Raw genomic sequence first — 18,486 nt, forward strand, 5'->3', positions numbered from 1 at the left:
ATTTTTTAAGATTTTCGTAAATTGCAGCACTAAATTCAAAGTTTTATTACGAATGGAACAAATACCTGCTTACAAACCTAAACATAAAGTAAGAATTGTAACTGCTGCTGCCCTTTTTGATGGGCATGATGCTGCCATAAATATTATGCGTAGAATTATTCAATCTACAGGTGTAGAAGTAATTCATTTAGGGCATGATAGATCTGTAGAAGAAGTGGTCAATTGCGCCATACAAGAAGATGTAAATGCCATTGCAATTACATCATATCAAGGAGGTCATAATGAGTATTTTAAATATATGTATGATCTTTTAAAAGAAAAAGGAGCAGGCCATATTAAAATATTTGGTGGTGGAGGTGGAGTAATTCTACCAGAAGAAATCAAAGAATTGATGGATTATGGAATTACTAGAATTTATTCTCCTGATGATGGACGAGAGTTAGGTTTACAGGGAATGATTAATGACTTGGTTCAAAAATCTGACTATGCAATTGGTAATGAACTTGATGTAGAATTATCAGATTTAGCGAAAAAAGAAATCGGTGCCATTGCTAGAGTAATTTCTTCAGCAGAAAATTTTCCTGAAATTGCAAAAGATACCTTAGACAAAATACACACTAAAAATGAAAACTCAAAAACACCAGTATTAGGAATTACTGGTACAGGTGGTGCAGGTAAATCATCTTTAGTAGATGAATTAGTAAGACGCTTTTTAATCGATTTTCCTGAAAAAAGAATTGGTTTAATTTCTGTTGATCCTTCAAAAAGAAAAACTGGTGGTGCACTTTTAGGAGATAGAATTCGTATGAACGCGATAAATAATGAGCGTGTTTATATGCGTTCTTTAGCAACTCGTCAATCTAATTTAGCATTATCAAAATATGTGAATGAAGCTGTTCAAGTTTTAAAAGCAGCTGAATTTGATTTAATTATTTTAGAAACTTCTGGAATTGGGCAATCTGATACAGAAATTATAGAGCATTCAGATACTTCTTTATATGTAATGACTCCTGAATTTGGAGCTGCAACTCAATTAGAGAAAATAGATATGTTAGATTTTGCTGATTTAGTTGCCATAAATAAGTTTGATAAAAGAGGTGCCCTAGATGCAATTCGCGATGTAAAAAAACAATACATGCGAAACAACAATTTATGGGACGTTCATATGGATGATATGCCTGTTTTTGGAACAATTGCATCTCAATTTAATGACCCAGGAATGAATACGTTATACAAACGTATTATGGATAAGCTAGTTGAAAAAACTGATGCTGACCTACATTCTAAAATAGAAATTACAACAGCAATGTCTGAAAAGATATTTGTAATTCCACCTGCTAGAGTTCGTTATTTATCAGAAATTGCAGAGAACAATAGGGCTTATGATAACAAAGTAGATGAACAAGTAATTGTTGCTCAAAAATTATATGGAATTTATCAAACGATTTTATCTTTAACAGATGTCATTTCGACTGAAATGGAGAAATCTCTATTAAGTAAATCTGGACTTGAAAATGATGAGATCCTGAAACAAGTTCAGGAGGATGACAAAGAATTTGTAAAGTTACTTTTAGCACAATTCGAAAAAGTAAAAATGAACTTAAATCCATACAATTGGGAAATCATTCTGAATTGGGACACCAAAGTTCAAAAATATAAAGACCCTATTTACTCTTTTAAAGTAAGAGATAGAGAAATAAAAATTGAAACGCACAGCGAATCACTTTCACACACTCAAATACCAAAAGTAGCTTTACCTAAATACCAAGCTTGGGGAGATTTGTTACGTTGGAATTTACAAGAAAACGTTCCTGGAGAATTCCCATATACAGCAGGTTTATATCCTTTTAAAAGAACAGGTGAAGACCCAACAAGAATGTTTGCTGGTGAAGGTGGACCTGAAAGAACCAACAGACGTTTTCATTATGTAAGTTTAGGAATGGATGCGAAAAGGCTTTCAACAGCTTTTGATTCTGTAACTTTATATGGTAATGATCCTGGTCATAGACCTGATATTTATGGTAAAATTGGTAATGCAGGTGTATCTATTTGTTGTTTAGATGATGCCAAGAAATTGTATTCTGGTTTCGATTTAAGTCATAATATGACTTCTGTTTCTATGACCATTAACGGTCCTGCACCTATGCTATTAGGTTTTTTTATGAATGCAGCCATTGATCAAAACTGTGAAAAATACATTATAGAACATAATCTTGAAGCTGATGTTGAAGCAAAATTCAAGGAAATTTATGATGACAATGGAATTGAAAGACCTAAATACCAAGGTGAATTACCAGAAGGAAACAATGGTTTAGGATTGATGCTTTTAGGTTTAACAGGTGATTTAGTTTTACCAACGGATGTTTATCAACAAATTAAAAAAGATACCCTAGCACAAGTTAGAGGTACTGTACAAGCAGATATTTTAAAAGAAGATCAAGCACAAAATACTTGTATATTTTCTACAGAATTTGCCTTGCGCCTAATGGGAGATGTGCAAGAATATTTTATAGAAAAGCAAGTTAGAAATTTTTATTCGGTTTCTATTTCTGGATATCATATTGCAGAAGCTGGTGCAAATCCAATTACACAATTAGCACTTACACTTTCTAATGGATTTACTTATGTAGAGTACTATTTAAGTCGTGGAATGGATATCAATAAATTCGGACCAAACTTATCTTTTTTCTTCTCTAATGGAATAGATCCAGAATATTCAGTTATTGGTAGAGTGGCTCGTAAAATTTGGGCGAAAGCCATGAAAAATAAATATGGTGCTAATCCTAGAGCACAAATGTTAAAATATCATATTCAAACTTCTGGGCGTTCTTTACACGCTCAAGAAATTGATTTTAATGATATTAGAACTACACTTCAGGCTTTATACGCTATTAATGACAACTGTAATTCATTGCATACAAATGCATATGATGAAGCAATTACAACACCTACAGAAGAATCTGTAAGAAGAGCAATGGCTATACAGTTAATTATTAATAAAGAATTAGGTTTATCTAAAAACGAAAATCCTATTCAAGGTGCTTTTATCATTGAAGAACTTACAGATTTAGTAGAAGAAGCTGTGTTATTAGAGTTTGATAGAATTACAGAAAGAGGTGGTGTTTTAGGTGCTATGGAAACCATGTATCAGCGTTCTAAAATTCAAGAAGAAAGTTTGTATTATGAAACTTTAAAGCATACTGGAGAATTCCCAATTATTGGTGTAAATACTTTCTTAAGTTCTAAAGGATCTCCTACAGTGCAACCTGCAGAAGTGATTAGAGCTACTGAAGAAGAAAAGCAACAGCAAATTAAAACGAAGGAATTATTGAATAAAGCAAATCCGAAAAAGGTGGCAGAGCAAATTAACATATTACAAAATGCTGCTATTAATAACGAAAATCTTTTTGATAAACTGATGGAAGCTACTAAAGTTTGTTCTTTAGGGCAAATTACTGAAGCCTTATTTAAAGTAGGTGGACAATATAGGAGAAATATGTAGAAGGAAATACTTTTAGATAATTTAAAAAATCCGTACAATTTGTGCGGATTTTTTATCTTTAATGAAAAATTTAAAAAATGAAAATATTAGGCATTGGCTCAAGAATTGAGCATTCTATATATGGTGCAGGAGTTGTTACTAATGTTACCAGCAAACATTATTGGGTAACCTTCATAAAGCAAGGCTTAGAAACCATAGAAATTGACAGCGACTTTGAAATAATTGAAGCTGTAGAAGATGAAGTGGATACCATTAGCCTTTATGAAGTTGAAAAATCACTTAAAAATTTATTGCAAAAATGGTCTGATGTTACTGAGATTGCACCTATTGCAGACAGATGGAAAAACGGAACTTTAATTTTTAGACCTGCAGACTCTAATTTAGCTGATAAAGAAATACCCATTGACACCTTTTTTCATAAGATAGTAATGGTTAGAGATCGAATTCGTGTGATGGAACAAAAAATAAATTCGAGTAAGACTTTAGATGATCAAGATAAAATTGATTTGCAGCAATACATTACCAGAATTTATGGAAGCTTAACAACATTTAATGTGCTTTTTAAATTAAAGTCAGATAATTTTGTGGGGGCTCGTTCAAAATAATGCATCTTTTTAGTACAATTCACGTCTACTCTAAAAAGTATCATGAATTCATCAAAGTTAAAAAGAGGGTTTTATCAAGAAATAGAATTAGGTAAAAGAGCATTAAATTTTAAAGATTATAAAATAGCCTTTTATCATTTTGAAAATGCGCATATATTAGGACAAAAACATTTATACAGACATACAGTTAGTCATTATTGGATGTTTATTTTTGGTATTAAAACAAAGAACAATAAAGAAATAGTTGGCCAAACTTTTAGAATTTTGGCATCTTTACTATTTACTTTAGTTTGGGTTCCTAAAGGTAATACAGGTGGTACAAACATATCACCAATCAAAAAATTACCTATTAGAGAAGAACTAAAAAAATATTTTAAGTTTAATGCATCTTTTTAAACAATTTATGGTCTATTAATTGAACATTAAAATTTGATATTATGACACTTAAAAATGATTGTATTTGTAATTGTACACCTTGCATGAACAAAGATTGTAAAAACTGTACATGTACTAATTGTACTTGTGCCAATTGTAATTGTTAGTAAATGACAACAAAACAAGTTTGGACATCCTATTCTAGGGATTTAAAACGATTTATCATCAGCAAAGTAAAAGACAAAACTGTTGCTGATGATATTTTGCAGGATACTTTTATCAAAATTCACACAAAACTTCACACGTTAAAAGATATTAAAAAGCTCAAACCTTGGATTTTTACAATCGCCAGAAATTCAATTTTAGATCATTGGAAAAACACTAATCAAACAATAGAAATCGAAAACTTTAAATTAGAAAGCCAAGTTCAAGAAAACCTGCATACAGAGCAAGATTGTTTGCGAGGCATACTTAAAAATTTACCAAAAAAATATAGAGACCCTTTATTTTTATCTGATATTAAAGGATTAAAACAACAAGAAATAGCAGCCCAACTAAATCAACCATTATCTACTACAAAATCACAAATTCAAAGAGCTCGAAAACTAATAGCTAAAGGTTTTATGGATTGTTGTGGCTTTACATTAAATGAGCAAGGTAATTTAGTAGGCGAAATTCAAGAAAAAGAAGATTGTAAGGTTTGTAAATAATTTAAGAATAAACTTGTTTCTTTTTTATTTACCTTAGATGCAATTCTAAACTCAATTAAAATGGCATCACTAAAGAAAGAAGATATTAGTCAAGAAGTTTTTGATTTATATGATGATTATGCACACAACAAATTAACCAGAAAACAATTTTTAGAGAAACTTTCTTTATATGCAGTAGGTGCAATTACATTGCCAGCCTTGCTTAGCTTTATATCTCCAAATTATATTGATAGTATTTTGGTACAGCCTAATGACCCAAGGTTAGATTCAAAAATGATTAATTACGAATCTCCAAAAGGAGGTCAAAAAATGAAAGGCTTACTTTCTATTCCAAAAAATAGTACAGAAAAATTACCTGGAATTTTAGTGGTTCATGAAAACAGAGGCTTAAACCCTTATATAAAAGATGTTGGCAGAAGAGCAGCTTTAGATGGTTATATCACATTAGCTCCAGACGCTTTAGCGCCTTTAGGTGGTTATCCTGGAAATGATGACGAAGGACGTGCAATGCAAAGAAAAAGAGATAGAAATGAAATGATAGAAGATTTTATTGCAGGTTATCATTATTTAAAGAATCATAAAAATTGTAATGGAAAAATAGGTGTAGTTGGCTTTTGTTTTGGAGGTTATATTTCAAATATTTTAGCGGTTAGAATTCCAGAATTAGCAGCTTCTGTTCCTTATTATGGCAGACAGCCTTCTGCTGAAGATGCTGCAAAAGTTAAAGCGCCTTTATTATTGCAATATGCTGGTTTAGATAAAAGAGTAAATGCTGGCTGGCCTGATTATGAAAAAATATTAAAAGAAAATAACGTTACTTATACTGCACATTTTTATCCTGATGTAAATCATGGTTTTCACAACAATACCACACCAAGATATGATGAAGAAGCTGCAGATTTATCTTGGGCCAGAACTATGGACTTTTTTAAAACACATTTAAAAGGCTAAATATATAGTGAGCAAAAAACAATTAATTAGCAAAGAGCTCGAAAATTTTTACAACAAAGCTTCAGAAGAAACTCGTCTAGAAAAAGGCATGGGTATTTTTGAATTTGAGCGCATTAAAGAATTATTAACAAGACATATTTCAAAACCAAATTGTACTATTGTTGATGTTGGTGGAGGAACAGGAAAATATAGTGAATGGCTTGCAAAAGAAGGGCATGATGTACATTTAATAGAGCCTGTAGCTAAACACATAAAATTAGCTCAAAAAAGAGCTTACAAACTAAAAAATAAATTTACTGTTACATTAGGTGAAGCTAGAAATTTACCTTTAAAACCAGAATTAGCAGATATTGTTATTCTACATGGACCTTTATATCATTTACAAAAAAGAGAAGATAGAATTATTGCTATTAAAGAAGCAAAACGTGTCTTAAAAAAAGGTGGAATAGTTTTAGCTTTTGCCATTAATGCTACAGCTTCTACAGTTGTTGGTTTAATGAACGGAATGATACATGCAAACTCATTTTTTGAGATGTGTAAAGAAGAATTAACGTCTGGCATTCATAACGCACCCAAAGACTTTCCGTTTTTATTAACAGACGCATATTATCATAAACCAACCGATTTAAAATCTGAATTTTTAGAAAATGATTTCGAAATTCTAAATCTTTTTGCGGTTGAAGGAATGATTTGGTTAGACAATGAATATTTTGCAAATATGCTAGATAAAAAGAAATCCAAAACGTTAAAAGCTTTGCAAAAACTTACTGAAAATGATGAATACTTGCTACCTTTTAGCCCTCACATGATGATTGCTGCTCGTAAATAATTTATAAAAAATCTAAATATTTCATATCTACAATTTCTTCTATTTTACTAATAGATGTGATACTAACTGTTTCAATTAATTTTCGCTTCATTCTGGTTGTAACTTCAGGCTCGCCCAAATCTGTATTGTTATGGAATTCTAAAACATTTGCTACAGAAAATTTGTCATTTTCTTTCAGCCAGTTTTGAAACCATTCTTGTCTTTTCTCTTTCATATCATCAGTATACAAAGTAGATGATGACCAAATTCTGGGAGTTTTATCTAACTGATGAAAGTGTTTTGTTTCTCCATCCCAAACTAATTCAAATAATTTAAGATCTACACTATAATCTAACAATAGCAGCGTAAAAGGCTCAATATTACGTAAACCTAATCTATTGATATAAATTTCTGCATCATCTGCAGTTAAAACATTTTTTACAATAACACCTCTACTTAAAGCATAAGGCAAAGTACGTTTATGATTTTTGTAGGCCCCATTTAACAAACAAACTGCTCTATCTTTTTCACTTGTACCAATCCAAGTGCCTCCTGCTACAACATCTTTGGGGTACACAACCTCTACCCCATTTTCTAAATATCCTTTAGGTGGAATTGTTTTTCTTAAAGGAGTTTCATCCCTGTTCGAAGTAAGTATAAAACCATTATTGGGTAAAGGCAAAAAAGTAACTGTACACATTTTTAATTGGCTAAAATCTAGTGGCAAGTTACGAAATCGTTTGATTTAAAATTGGTAACTTTGTAGTATAAAATAATCGAATAAAATTTAAATTTATACAAATGGCAAGAGGATTTTTTAATGTTCCAGTTGCAGTAAACGAACCTGTTAAAGGGTATGCACCTGGCTCTCCAGAAAGAGAAGAGTTATTAGCAACTTATAAAGAAATGTTTAATGGCAATGTAGATGTGCCAATGCATATTAATGGTAAAGAAGTAAGAACAGGTAATACTAAAAACATTACACCTCCTCATGATCATCAACATGTTGTTGGGCAATATCATACAGCAGATAAAAATCATGTAGATGAAGCAATTGCTACTGCATTAGCAGCAAGAGAGGCTTGGTCTTCTGTTTCTTGGATGGAGAGAGCATCAATTTTTCTTAAAGCCGCAGAATTATTAGCTGGGCCTTATAGAGCTAGAATGAATGCTTCTACCATGATTGCACAATCTAAAAATGTACATCAAGCAGAAATTGATGCTGCTTGTGAAATGATAGATTTCTTTAGATTTAATGTACAATACATGACTGATATTTTTAAAGATCAGCCACAATCTGCTCCTGGAATTTGGAATAGAGTTGAGTACAGACCATTAGAAGGTTTTGTATACGCAATTTCACCTTTTAACTTTACATCTATTGCAGCAAACTTGCCTGCAGCTGCAGCTTTAATGGGTAATGTTGTAGTTTGGAAACCATCTGATCATCAAGCATATTCTGCACAAGTTATTGTAGATTTATTTAAAGAAGCTGGTTTACCTGATGGTGTAATAAATGTTGTTTACGGAGATCCTGTTATGATTTCTGATGCATGTTTATCTTCTAAAGATTTTTCTGGGTTACACTTTACAGGTTCTACACATGTATTTAAAGACCTTTGGAAACAAATTGGTAATAATATTCATACCTACAAAACATACCCAAGAATAGTTGGAGAAACTGGAGGTAAAGATTTTATTTGGGCTCACAATTCAGCTAATCCTTTACAAGTAGCTACAGCAATTACTAGAGGATCTTTTGAATATCAAGGTCAGAAATGTTCTGCTGCTTCACGTGCTTACATTCCTGCTTCTATTTGGGATGATGTATTAAAACACCTAAAACAACAAACATCAGAATTAAAAATGGGTTCACCAGAAAATCCAGATAATTTTGTAAATGCAGTGATACATGAAGGTTCTTTCGATAAAATTGCAAAATATATTGATGCAGCTAAAGAAAATGAAAATGCAGAAATTATTATTGGTGGTGGTCATGACAAATCTAAAGGATATTTCATTGAGCCAACTGTAATTTTAGCTAAAAATGCAACCTACGAAACTATGACAACTGAGTTATTTGGCCCAGTTATGACAGTTTACATTTATGAGGATGATAAATGGGAAGCTTCTTTAGAATTGGTAGATCAATCTACAGAATATGCATTAACAGGTGCTATCTTTTCTACTGATAGATATATTGTTGAAAAAGCCTCTAAGGCATTAGAAAATGCTGCAGGTAATTTCTACATTAATGATAAACCAACAGGAGCTGTGGTAGGTCAGCAACCATTTGGAGGAGCAAGAGCTTCTGGTACAAATGACAAAGCTGGATCTGCACAAAACTTGTTAAGATGGACGTCTGTTAGATTAATAAAAGAAACTTTTGTTACTCCACAAGATTACAAATATCCGTTTTTAGGATAGAAAATAAGTATTAAAAAAAAAGCCTCATCAATTGATGAGGCTTTTTTAATTATTCTATTTTTTTAATTTGCTGTAAAAGACCAGATTTGGCCAATTGATTTTGCTCCAGCTTCATCTTTCACATTCACTTTCCAATAATAGGTTGCACCAGCTGCTGCATTCACACTAAAACTTTTTGTACTGACAGCATCATCTACTAAAGCAGGATCTGCATTCTCACCAAAATACACCTCATAAGTTAATACATCATCTAAGTTAGGATCTCCAGCTTTCCAAGTTAATTCTAAAGCACCACTAGCAACAATGGCATTATTATTAGGTGTTAATAGTTGCGAAGTAAACGGAACGTAATTCTGTTCTCCATCACCTTTTGTATAAAATGCAAATATTTCTGAAGAGCTACCTAAATTGTTATTCACATCAAGCGCATCTACTTTCCAATAATAAGCAGTTTCTTTTTCTAAGGTAATTTCAATTTGACTTTCAGTTAAAGTTCTATTTTCTACAACATCTGTTAACGCTCTATCTTTTGCAATAATAATATTGTATTCTACATCATTATTTTCTGGATCTATAGCCTCTGTCCAATTAAAAGTAATAGTGTTTTCTATACACAGTAAATCTGCAGAAGGAAAGACCAAGTCTACTTCACTAGGTGCCTGATTTGCCTTTTTAGAACAGTTTATTAGTAAACCACAACAAACTATTAGTACTAATTTTATATATGCTTTTTTCATCGTTTTAAAATTTTGATAGGTCTTGAGTTTGCAACAGACAATTTCAAAATATAAAGTCCGTTTGAATACTCTTGAAAAGGAATTCGTAAAACATCATTTTCTGGTGTAAACTCTTTTCTAAAAATAAGTTTGCCATTAATATCAAACACTGTAGTTTCTATCGAGGAATCTGAAGTACCTATTGGTAATTGCAACTCAATAAAATCTTTAACAGGATTTTGTTTTAAAATTACATCTCCTATACTCTTTTGAAATAAACCTTCACAATCTTTTGCTGTTTTAACCTCTAACTTTCCTGTTTCATTTATCTCTAAATCAAAAATCTTTTCGCTGGTAACAGCAATAAGTTTACTATTCAAATACACATTAAAAGGTGCTGTGCCTTCTTGAATGTTAAACGAATATGTGTTCGTTGATTTTGCGGAAGTAAGTTTTAAACTTATTGGCTGTGCTTCTTCTATTGTTACTTCAAAACAATTAGTAGTATTCAAAGCAGTTGTAGTTATGCAAATTTCATAATCTCCAGGAGCTGCATCAAACAAAATAAAGTTACTTGAATTAAACGTTTGATTGATATTTGTTGATGGACCAGTAATTTGTAGTTGCCTAGAGAAACCATCAGATTTGTTATCAATTTGTATAATTCCATCATTCTCATCTACACAACTTTCTGCTGTTGTTAAAATAGAAAAGCCATCAATTTCTGCAACAGTAACTGAATAATCTTCAGTTTCACCCCATTCTGTAAGATGATCAGCATCACAAGCACCTAAACCAAAACCATTGGATGGATCATCATATTCGATAATTACTCTCATTCTGGTTTGCCCAAATCTTGCATCACTTGGTACAGTGATATCAAAAGTTCTTGTACCCACATCATTTAGCTCTGTACCTAAATCGTATCTTTCTGTATCATTATCAAACACAAAATCTTGATTCCAGTCTATAAAAACATAGCAATGATCTTGAAAGCCTGCTGTATCGAAAGTTACGCTCACTGTTCTTGTATCTCCTCTTAAAACATTGGTATTTAAACTTGTAAAATCTTGATAACCATCTTCCATATCATTACCAGAATCGTTATTTATACTGCCAAAAGTTACATTGGTTATATGTTCTGAACCTCCTGGTTCGTCTGTAAAAGTTGAGGCACAATAAGCTGCATTTAGCGTTGTAAAAGTAAACGGATTAGAAAAATTACCTTCTCCACAATCGTTCTTTGGCTTTACTCTCCAAAAATACGTTGTAACTCCATCTAAATTAGTAGTTGTGTATGAATTTGTATCGACATTTCCAGATGATACCACATTTGTAAAATTGGTATCTGTAGCTATTTCAACATCATAAGTTATTGCATTTGCATCAGCCTCCCAAGTTAATTCGCTTGTTAAAAGAATATCTGTTGCATTGTTTGCAGGTGATGATAATGTGATGTCATTAAAAGTATTTGTTGTTAATTTAAAATCAACATCTATACTTTGATTTACTGATGCTGAAGTTCCGAGAACACTTACTACATAATCTCCTGCAGTTTTACCATCTAAATTTGAAATTGTTAAAACTACATCACCATCAGCACTAATTGTAGCAGGTGTAAAAGTAGTAGTTGCGCCTGTTGGTTCACCAGTAGTTGTTAAACTTACAGTATCTGAAAAACCATTTACAAAATCGAAATTTAATGTATAACTTACTGTTTCATTATTAATGTTACAAGCTGTTTGTAAACCACTTGTATTATTAATTACAAATGTTGGATCTACAGAGTTAATAACAAAATTAGTACTATTAACATTGTAAAAAATATTATCTACGGCCTCTACCATAATTCTTGCAGTACTTGTTGCATTGTCTGGAACTATAATAGTTTCTGTACCATCATTTGTAGTATTACTTTTTAATAAAATAGGAAAAGTAGCCCCACCATCTGTAGACAATCTAATATTTACCAAAGTACAATTTATAGGAGCTGCATCTGTATTGCCTTTATTCCAAGTGATGGTTTGTGTAGAACCTACATTCCAAGTTATATTTGTAGAAGGTGCATCTACAGTAAAAGGTGTTTCATCTACTACTGTTATTTCTACATCATCTCTAGCTGTACTTCCTCCACCAGCATTATTGTCTCTTACTGTAAAAGAAAAATTAAAGCTTCTAGCCACATCTGGCAAAACCTCCCAAGTTGTGGCATTATTGCCTGCAACTATCGTTGTTAAATCTGGCATGTAACGAATTGGAGTTACTTTAGATGGCAAAGACCTAAACATTGGCCCAACTGTGTTCGTTGCTGCAGGTGGCATAGCACCTACTTCATTATCAATTTGTTCCCAGTTATAAGTAAGAGAATTTAAACCATCTGCATCATTTGCTGTACCCACTAATTTAAAAGGAGTAGATTTTGGAATTGTATAATCTAAGCCTGCATCTGCAGTTGGTGCTGCATTATTGGTGTCTGTAACTGTAGCACAACCACCTGAAGTTTGAATATGATTCCACATTTGTGCAATACTTACTGAATGAAAATAATCATCACTATTTCCATTTACATTTCCTGATTGAACATTAGGCGAACAAATACCTGCATAACCCATAATTGTAGAACCACTTCCTGGTTCTACAGCAGTTGCCAAAGTTCTATTACAATTGTTATTTTGTGTGTGAGTTGCACCAAATTGATGTCCAATTTCATGGGCTACAAAATCAATGTCATAAGGATCTCCAACAGGTTGTGATCTACCAGTAACACCTCTAGCTTTTTGGCCTGTTACACAAGCAACACCCAAACCAGCTAAACCATCTCCACCCACACTAAAAATATGCCCAATATCGTAATTTGCATTACCGATAACATTATCACAAATAGTTTGAACTTCGTCAATCATAGCATCTGGATCACCATCTGTTATATTATCTGTATTCTCATCTAGGAAAATTATTTCATCATTATTGCCAACAATCTCTAATTTTACAGATAAGTCCTTTTCAAAAATTCCATTTAACCTTGTTACAGAAGTATTCATCGCTGATAATACTGCAGCTTTTTTTACAGCATCTGTAGCAGTTGTTGGTATGTTTTGCTGACCTGCACCCAAATGAAATTGAGCATATTCACCACTACAAACTAAAGCCAATCTGTATGTTCTTAACTTGCCATCATCTGCATTTTTAAAACCATTTGTAAATGAAAAATCATTTTTAGCAGAATCTTCTACTTGGCATTTAAAATCTTCATCACCTTTATTTAAACTATTTCTATTGTAAGTAATATATGCTTGATTGTCTTTTGAATAAGGATCTACATACACTGTTTCTTGCAAAGCAGAAAAAATAACAGCATGAAAACCATCTGTACCAAAACTTAATTTGGCAACAGCTGTTGCATCATCTATACCTTGAGCTGTATATGATTTAATAAAAGGAAATTTCTGTTGTAATTCTTTACTAAAATTGGAAGTTTCCTTCACCATAAAACGCTGCATAACACCCTCACTATTAGGTAAAAGAATTAAGATTGCTTTTTCTGAAGTAGACTTATTTAAAGTTTGTTGAAAACCTGAAGTTTCTAAATTTAGTAATTGATATTTGTTAGGAAAATTTTCTTTCTGATAAACTTCCTTTTTTTGTTGTGCAAACTCTGTTGGATTTAAAGAAGTCCAAAATTGTTGCGCTTTTGTTTGTGTAACACTAAATAGTATTACTGCTAAAAGCATAAAATGAGCTATTTTCCTCTTCATATACTGTATTTAAAACACGATTATATCTTTCAAATATAAACATTTATTTACCTTTGTAGTCGTAATTATGAATAGAAACATACTACTTAAAGACCTTTCTTTAAAAGACTATAAAGAAACCTGGGACTACCAAACTGAGTTATTGCAAGAGATTGTTGATACAAAAATTTCTAATCGAAGAAATTCAGAGTCTGAAATAACCAAAAACCATTTTTTGTTCGTAGAGCATCCTCATGTATATACGTTAGGTAAAAGTGGTGATTTAAGTAACCTATTATTAAACGAAACACAACTTAAAGAAAAAGGAGCTACATTCTACAAAATTAATAGAGGTGGTGATATCACCTATCATGGACCAGGACAAATTGTGGGCTATCCAATTTTAGATTTAGAGAATTTTTTTACAGATATTCATAAGTATTTGCGCTTGTTAGAAGAAACCATAATTTTAACAATTGCTGAATATGGGATTAAAGGTACTAGAAGCGAGGGTGAGACTGGAGTTTGGCTAGATGTTGGAACGCCTTTTGCTCGTAAAATTTGTGCAATGGGAATACGTTCTTCAAGATGGGTTACTATGCATGGTTTTGCACTAAATGCAAATGCAGATCTCGGTTATTTTGATAACATTATTCCATGTGGAATTCGAGGCAAGGCTGTAACTTCTATGGAAGCTGAATTAGACAGAAAAGTAGATATTGAAGAAGTTAAAAAGAAAATTTTAAAACACTTTAAAACACTATTTGAAGTGGAAAATTTTATAACATCTTAACTTATTTTTCTTCGTTAAAATATACCTTATAGTATTTCATTTTTTTCTCTTCATCATAACCCCTTTCTAGGTATTCAGAAGCAGCATCTGGTGCATCTACATCTAATTTTATACTAATATTAGTATCTAATTTTATTTCTGTTTTTAGCTTACTTTTCTCTTTCTTTAAAACTACACCAGAAACATCAAAATTATTTCTAATTAAAACATCATTCAAGTTTTCATAATGCTTTTTGTAATCTTCAAATAAATCTTTGTGCTTGTCTTCTTCAAAGATTTCATCTTTAAAATTATGATAATCTACAGTTTCATGTTCTTTAAAATAATCTACTGTATTTGCTAAAAAATTACCTTGTTCGTGTTTGCCAAATTCTGGTTTAATTACTTCTTCCGAAAATTCTTTACAAAGCTCTAAATAATTTTGAGTATGTGAATTGTAATCGTCTGCTAGCTTAACACCAAGAAAATTTTTGATCCAATATTGAGCATCATAATTGTTATTATCTACAGAAAAAACGACTGTACCTTCTGTATCTGAAGTATTTAAAATTAAACAACCTTTATCTATTTTTCTAGTTGATATTCCTTTTTGAACTACAACATCAAAACTCTCATTATCATCTAAATACGTCTGGAAAAAATCGACTTTATTTTCTATTTTGAAAACACCAACTGCTTCTGTTAGCACATCTTTATATTCAATACCTTCTATAAAAACAACAATAACATCACCTGTTTTTATTTGAGCAGAATTAGACTGTTCATACAAATGATTAACCATATTTTTAGAAAACTCTACAAACGCGTTTTCATCTTTAAAAATTTCTGTAGCGTAATTGTTTAACTCATTTAAACGAACATCTGCATGATGTGAAAAGCGATAACTTTGCGTTAGAGAACCAAAAGGTTTAAGAAGAAAGTTTTTCATTAAATCATAACTTTCTTGATCAAAACGAATTAAATCTTCAGAAAAAACATTTTGCCCACTATTAAATTTATTGGCAACCTTATGTAATATACACTTTGTAATTTCTGCTCTCGTTTTTTTAATCATCTTTAAAAATTTGGAGGGTAAAAATAGAAAAAGTTTGTGGCTAAAAATCTAATTATCCATAAAAATCTTGCCTTAAACTTTTATTTTTTTTTGAATGGAAATCATAAGGTTTATACTTGAACTTAACAATTACAACTTTAATTTAAGTTGTTCAGGTAATAATTTAAACGATTTTCTATGATGAATAGTGGCTCCAAATTTACGAATGGCATCTCTGTGCTCTTTGGTTGGGTAGCCTTTATTTTTTTGCCAATTATACATGCTAAATTCTTGATGAATCTTCTCCATATAATCATCTCTATAGGTTTTAGCCAAAACTGAAGCTGCAGCAATACTTAGAAATTTTGCATCACCTTTTACAATGGTTTCATGAGGAATTTCTTTATAATTTCTAAACTTATTACCATCAACAATAATAAATTCTGGAGTAACATCTAATGCTTCAATTGCTCTGTGCATACCTGTAATTGAAGCTTGGAGCACATTTATTTTATCTACCTCTTCTTGATACACAAAAGATACAGCATGTGCAATTGCATTTTCCTCGATAATTGGTTTTAAAATTTGTCTATTTTTTTCTGACAATTGCTTGGAATCGTTTAAAAGTGGATGAGAAAAATTCTTAGGTAATATAACAGCAGCTGCCACAACTGGCCCAGACAAACAACCTCTACCTGCTTCATCTGTACCTGCTTCTAAAAGGCAACCACTATAATTTGATTTTAACATAACACAAAGAAAATAAAATTATAATTAACAGATATACATATAATTATTAACAACAATTTTCGTTTAATTATTTTACATTTGCCCTTGTTGATTTTTAGAATGAAAAAAACATTTGTCCTTTCTTTTTTACTATTTATACTTTCACTTAGTAGCTTGCATAGCCAGAGAAAATTAGGTGCTGGCGCTAAAAGAGAAAAAACAACTACCATTGGCTTAGATGGTAAAGTAGATACTTTAAACACAACTGGATCTACAAAAGTTATTTTATCTGGAAAAACAAAATGGAAAGATTATAAAATAATTTCTCATCATAGAGATACCACTTATATTGATACTACTCTAAGCATTAAAAAAGATTACAAATTTAATTATTTGAGAACCGATAATTTTGAGTTGCTCCCTTTTCATAATCAAGGGCAAACTTTTAATAATTTAGGATATAGTTATAATAATATTTTAAGGCTACCAGATTTTGGTTTTAGTGCAAAACAAGTTAGCTATTTAGAAGTTGACGATATTAAGTACTTTGATGTGCCTACACCTACCACAGAAATTATGTACAGAACAGGTTTGCAGCAAGGTCAAGTTGTAGATGCTATTTTTACACTAAATTTTTCTAAACGATTAAACGTTTCGCTTTCTTACAAAGGTTTAAGGTCTTTAGGAGCTTACAGAAACTCTTTAGTAAGTAATGGAAATTTTAGAGGTACGTTCAGGTATAGAACTAAGAATAATCAATATGAAATTAGAGGGCATTTAACTACTCAAGATTTCTATCATCAAGAAAATGGAGGTTTAACTGCAGATGCTTTAGATAATTTTATAAACGAAGATCCAAATTTTGACCAACGTTCTAGACTAGATGTTAATTTAAATGATACAGAAAGTCAATTTGATGCCACAAGAATTTATTTAGAACATAGTTATAAACTATTGGCGAACAAAGATACTTTATCTGATAAAGACTTTAGTAATTTAAAGATTGGCCATGTTTTTACTAATGAAAATAAAAGTTATGGCTTTAATCAAACCACAAATACTACTGCAATTTTTGGTGATGTAAATGCAACTGAAGCTACAAATACAGATGCTGATAGCAAGTTAACAAACAACGAATTCAATTTAGAATTCAATTCTAAATATGTACTTGGTCAATTTAAAGCTAAAGTAAATTTAACCAATTACAATTATGGGTATGATACTATTTTAAATCAAAATAGTACCATAAATAAATTAAGACTCGAGAGTAATGCCATTTCTTTTGGGGCAGATTGGAATGCCAGAATTAAAAACTTTAATCTAAATGCTGATGCCTCTATAACTCCAGGATCTGGAAGGTTATCTGGTAATTATTTAAGAGGAACAGCTGTGTATGAAAAGGATAGCTTATTTGCAATTAAAGGTTCTCTTTTAATCAGTTCTAAATCTCCAAATTTTAATACGTTATTGCATCAAAGTAGCTATGATGATTACAATTGGCAAAATGAATTTAGTAATGTAAATACAAGAGATTTAGGTTTTGCTTTTAGCTCTAAATGGTTAAATGGTTCTGTGAATTTTACCAACATTGATAACTATACCTATTTTGATGAAGATAGCAAACCTCAACAATTTGCAGATCAAATCACGTACTTGAAAGTAAAAGCGAATCGTGAATTTAAATTCTGGAAACTGGCTTTAGATAACACAGTAATGTATCAAAATGTTAGTAATGGAAACTCAGTATTTAGAGTACCAGAATTTGTTACCAGAAACACGTTTTATTATGCTGATAATTGGTTTAAAGGAGATGCCATGTTTGTTAATATTGGTGTAACTTTTAAATACTTTACAGCTTATAATGTAAATGCTTATAACCCATTATTAGCTGAATTTAGACTTCAGAATGATGAGGAAATAGGTTTTCCAACTATAGATGTATTCTTTAATGCCAGGGTTAGAAGAACACGCTTGTATTTAAAGGTAGATAATGTTACTTCTGGTTTTACCAAAAAGAATTATTTCTCTGCACCTAATTATCCTTACAGAGATTTTACAGTTCGTTTTGGTTTGGTTTGGAATTGGTTTATATAACCAAACAAA

General features: G+C 31.3%; 14 protein-coding genes. 9 read left to right on the forward strand and 5 right to left on the reverse strand.

Going from position 1 to position 18,486, the window contains the following annotated elements; all coding sequences use genetic code 11:
• Nucleotides 1-52 precede the first annotated feature (52 nt).
• The 6 genes from MED152_RS05915 to MED152_RS05940 all read left to right on the forward strand — a co-directional run bounded on the left by MED152_RS05915 (nucleotide 53) and on the right by MED152_RS05940 (nucleotide 6,972).
• Nucleotides 53-3,502 carry a methylmalonyl-CoA mutase family protein gene (locus tag MED152_RS05915; protein WP_015480948.1) on the forward strand — a complete coding sequence of 1,150 codons (3,450 nt, stop codon included), beginning with the start codon at nucleotides 53-55 and terminating at the stop codon, nucleotides 3,500-3,502.
• Between the two features lie 77 nt (nucleotides 3,503-3,579).
• Nucleotides 3,580-4,107, forward strand: a complete 528-nt coding sequence (locus MED152_RS05920) for a hypothetical protein (protein ID WP_015480949.1) — start codon at nucleotides 3,580-3,582, stop codon at nucleotides 4,105-4,107.
• Nucleotides 4,108-4,149: 42 nt separating this feature from the next.
• Complete coding sequence (locus tag MED152_RS05925) at nucleotides 4,150-4,503, forward strand: DUF3703 domain-containing protein (RefSeq protein ID WP_015480950.1); 354 nt, start codon at nucleotides 4,150-4,152, stop codon at nucleotides 4,501-4,503.
• A 149-nt stretch (nucleotides 4,504-4,652) separates the two neighbouring features.
• Complete coding sequence (locus MED152_RS05930) at nucleotides 4,653-5,192, forward strand: sigma-70 family RNA polymerase sigma factor (RefSeq protein WP_015480951.1); 540 nt, start codon at nucleotides 4,653-4,655, stop codon at nucleotides 5,190-5,192.
• Between the two features lie 60 nt (nucleotides 5,193-5,252).
• Complete coding sequence (locus MED152_RS05935; protein ID WP_015480952.1) at nucleotides 5,253-6,143, forward strand: dienelactone hydrolase family protein; 891 nt, start codon at nucleotides 5,253-5,255, stop codon at nucleotides 6,141-6,143.
• Nucleotides 6,144-6,150: 7 nt separating this feature from the next.
• Nucleotides 6,151-6,972: a class I SAM-dependent methyltransferase gene (locus MED152_RS05940; RefSeq protein WP_015480953.1), complete on the forward strand. Its 822-nt coding sequence runs from the start codon at nucleotides 6,151-6,153 to the stop codon at nucleotides 6,970-6,972.
• Between the two features lies 1 nt (nucleotide 6,973).
• Here the strand turns inward: MED152_RS05940 and MED152_RS05945 are convergent, their stop codons facing one another.
• Nucleotides 6,974-7,651 (reverse strand): NRDE family protein, encoded by a 678-nt coding sequence (locus MED152_RS05945; RefSeq protein WP_041383418.1) that lies wholly within the window; start codon nucleotides 7,649-7,651, stop codon nucleotides 6,974-6,976.
• 101 nt (nucleotides 7,652-7,752) lie between these two features.
• On the opposite strand from MED152_RS05945, the gene pruA reads away from it, so the two are divergent.
• A complete protein-coding gene (gene pruA / locus MED152_RS05950) occupies nucleotides 7,753-9,378 on the forward strand; it encodes an L-glutamate gamma-semialdehyde dehydrogenase (protein ID WP_015480955.1) in 1,626 nt (541 codons plus the stop codon).
• A 62-nt stretch (nucleotides 9,379-9,440) separates the two neighbouring features.
• On the opposite strand, the gene MED152_RS05955 is transcribed toward pruA, so the two are convergent.
• Both MED152_RS05955 and MED152_RS05960 read right to left on the reverse strand, forming a co-directional pair.
• Complete coding sequence (locus MED152_RS05955) at nucleotides 9,441-10,115, reverse strand: hypothetical protein (RefSeq protein WP_015480956.1); 675 nt, start codon at nucleotides 10,113-10,115, stop codon at nucleotides 9,441-9,443.
• Nucleotides 10,112-13,849: a reprolysin-like metallopeptidase gene (locus tag MED152_RS05960; RefSeq protein WP_041383420.1), complete on the reverse strand. Its 3,738-nt coding sequence runs from the start codon at nucleotides 13,847-13,849 to the stop codon at nucleotides 10,112-10,114. Before MED152_RS05960 ends, MED152_RS05955 begins: the two co-directional genes overlap by 4 nt.
• Before the next feature lie 67 nt (nucleotides 13,850-13,916).
• Here MED152_RS05960 and lipB point away from each other — a divergent pair, with 67 nt between their 5' ends.
• Nucleotides 13,917-14,621 carry a lipoyl(octanoyl) transferase LipB gene (lipB, locus tag MED152_RS05965; RefSeq protein WP_015480958.1) on the forward strand — a complete coding sequence of 235 codons (705 nt, stop codon included), beginning with the start codon at nucleotides 13,917-13,919 and terminating at the stop codon, nucleotides 14,619-14,621.
• A 1-nt stretch (nucleotide 14,622) separates the two neighbouring features.
• On the opposite strand, the gene MED152_RS05970 is transcribed toward lipB, so the two are convergent.
• Nucleotides 14,623-15,675 carry a nucleoid-associated protein gene (locus tag MED152_RS05970; RefSeq protein WP_015480959.1) on the reverse strand — a complete coding sequence of 351 codons (1,053 nt, stop codon included), beginning with the start codon at nucleotides 15,673-15,675 and terminating at the stop codon, nucleotides 14,623-14,625.
• Between the two features lie 129 nt (nucleotides 15,676-15,804).
• Nucleotides 15,805-16,404 carry a ribonuclease HII gene (locus MED152_RS05975; RefSeq protein WP_015480960.1) on the reverse strand — a complete coding sequence of 200 codons (600 nt, stop codon included), beginning with the start codon at nucleotides 16,402-16,404 and terminating at the stop codon, nucleotides 15,805-15,807.
• A 99-nt stretch (nucleotides 16,405-16,503) separates the two neighbouring features.
• On the opposite strand from MED152_RS05975, the gene MED152_RS05980 reads away from it, so the two are divergent.
• A complete protein-coding gene (locus MED152_RS05980) occupies nucleotides 16,504-18,477 on the forward strand; it encodes a putative porin (protein ID WP_015480961.1) in 1,974 nt (657 codons plus the stop codon).
• Nucleotides 18,478-18,486: the final 9 nt, after the last annotated feature.

The organism is Polaribacter sp. MED152, from assembly GCF_000152945.2.
In the GTDB taxonomy this organism is placed as follows: domain Bacteria; phylum Bacteroidota; class Bacteroidia; order Flavobacteriales; family Flavobacteriaceae; genus Polaribacter.

Coding starts and splice junctions, on each gene's coding strand:
- MED152_RS05915 (WP_015480948.1), top strand. CDS start 53: ATGGAACAAATACCTGCTTACAAACCTAAACATAAAGTAAGAATTGTA.
- MED152_RS05925 (WP_015480950.1), top strand. CDS start 4,150: ATGAATTCATCAAAGTTAAAAAGAGGGTTTTATCAAGAAATAGAATTA.
- MED152_RS05945 (WP_041383418.1), bottom strand. CDS start 7,651: ATGTGTACAGTTACTTTTTTGCCTTTACCCAATAATGGTTTTATACTT.
- lipB (WP_015480958.1), top strand. CDS start 13,917: ATGAATAGAAACATACTACTTAAAGACCTTTCTTTAAAAGACTATAAA.
- MED152_RS05930 (WP_015480951.1), top strand. CDS start 4,653: ATGACAACAAAACAAGTTTGGACATCCTATTCTAGGGATTTAAAACGA.
- MED152_RS05970 (WP_015480959.1), bottom strand. CDS start 15,675: ATGATTAAAAAAACGAGAGCAGAAATTACAAAGTGTATATTACATAAG.
- MED152_RS05975 (WP_015480960.1), bottom strand. CDS start 16,404: ATGTTAAAATCAAATTATAGTGGTTGCCTTTTAGAAGCAGGTACAGAT.
- MED152_RS05960 (WP_041383420.1), bottom strand. CDS start 13,849: ATGAAGAGGAAAATAGCTCATTTTATGCTTTTAGCAGTAATACTATTT.
- MED152_RS05980 (WP_015480961.1), top strand. CDS start 16,504: ATGAAAAAAACATTTGTCCTTTCTTTTTTACTATTTATACTTTCACTT.
- MED152_RS05920 (WP_015480949.1), top strand. CDS start 3,580: ATGAAAATATTAGGCATTGGCTCAAGAATTGAGCATTCTATATATGGT.
- MED152_RS05955 (WP_015480956.1), bottom strand. CDS start 10,115: ATGAAAAAAGCATATATAAAATTAGTACTAATAGTTTGTTGTGGTTTA.
- MED152_RS05935 (WP_015480952.1), top strand. CDS start 5,253: ATGGCATCACTAAAGAAAGAAGATATTAGTCAAGAAGTTTTTGATTTA.
- pruA (WP_015480955.1), top strand. CDS start 7,753: ATGGCAAGAGGATTTTTTAATGTTCCAGTTGCAGTAAACGAACCTGTT.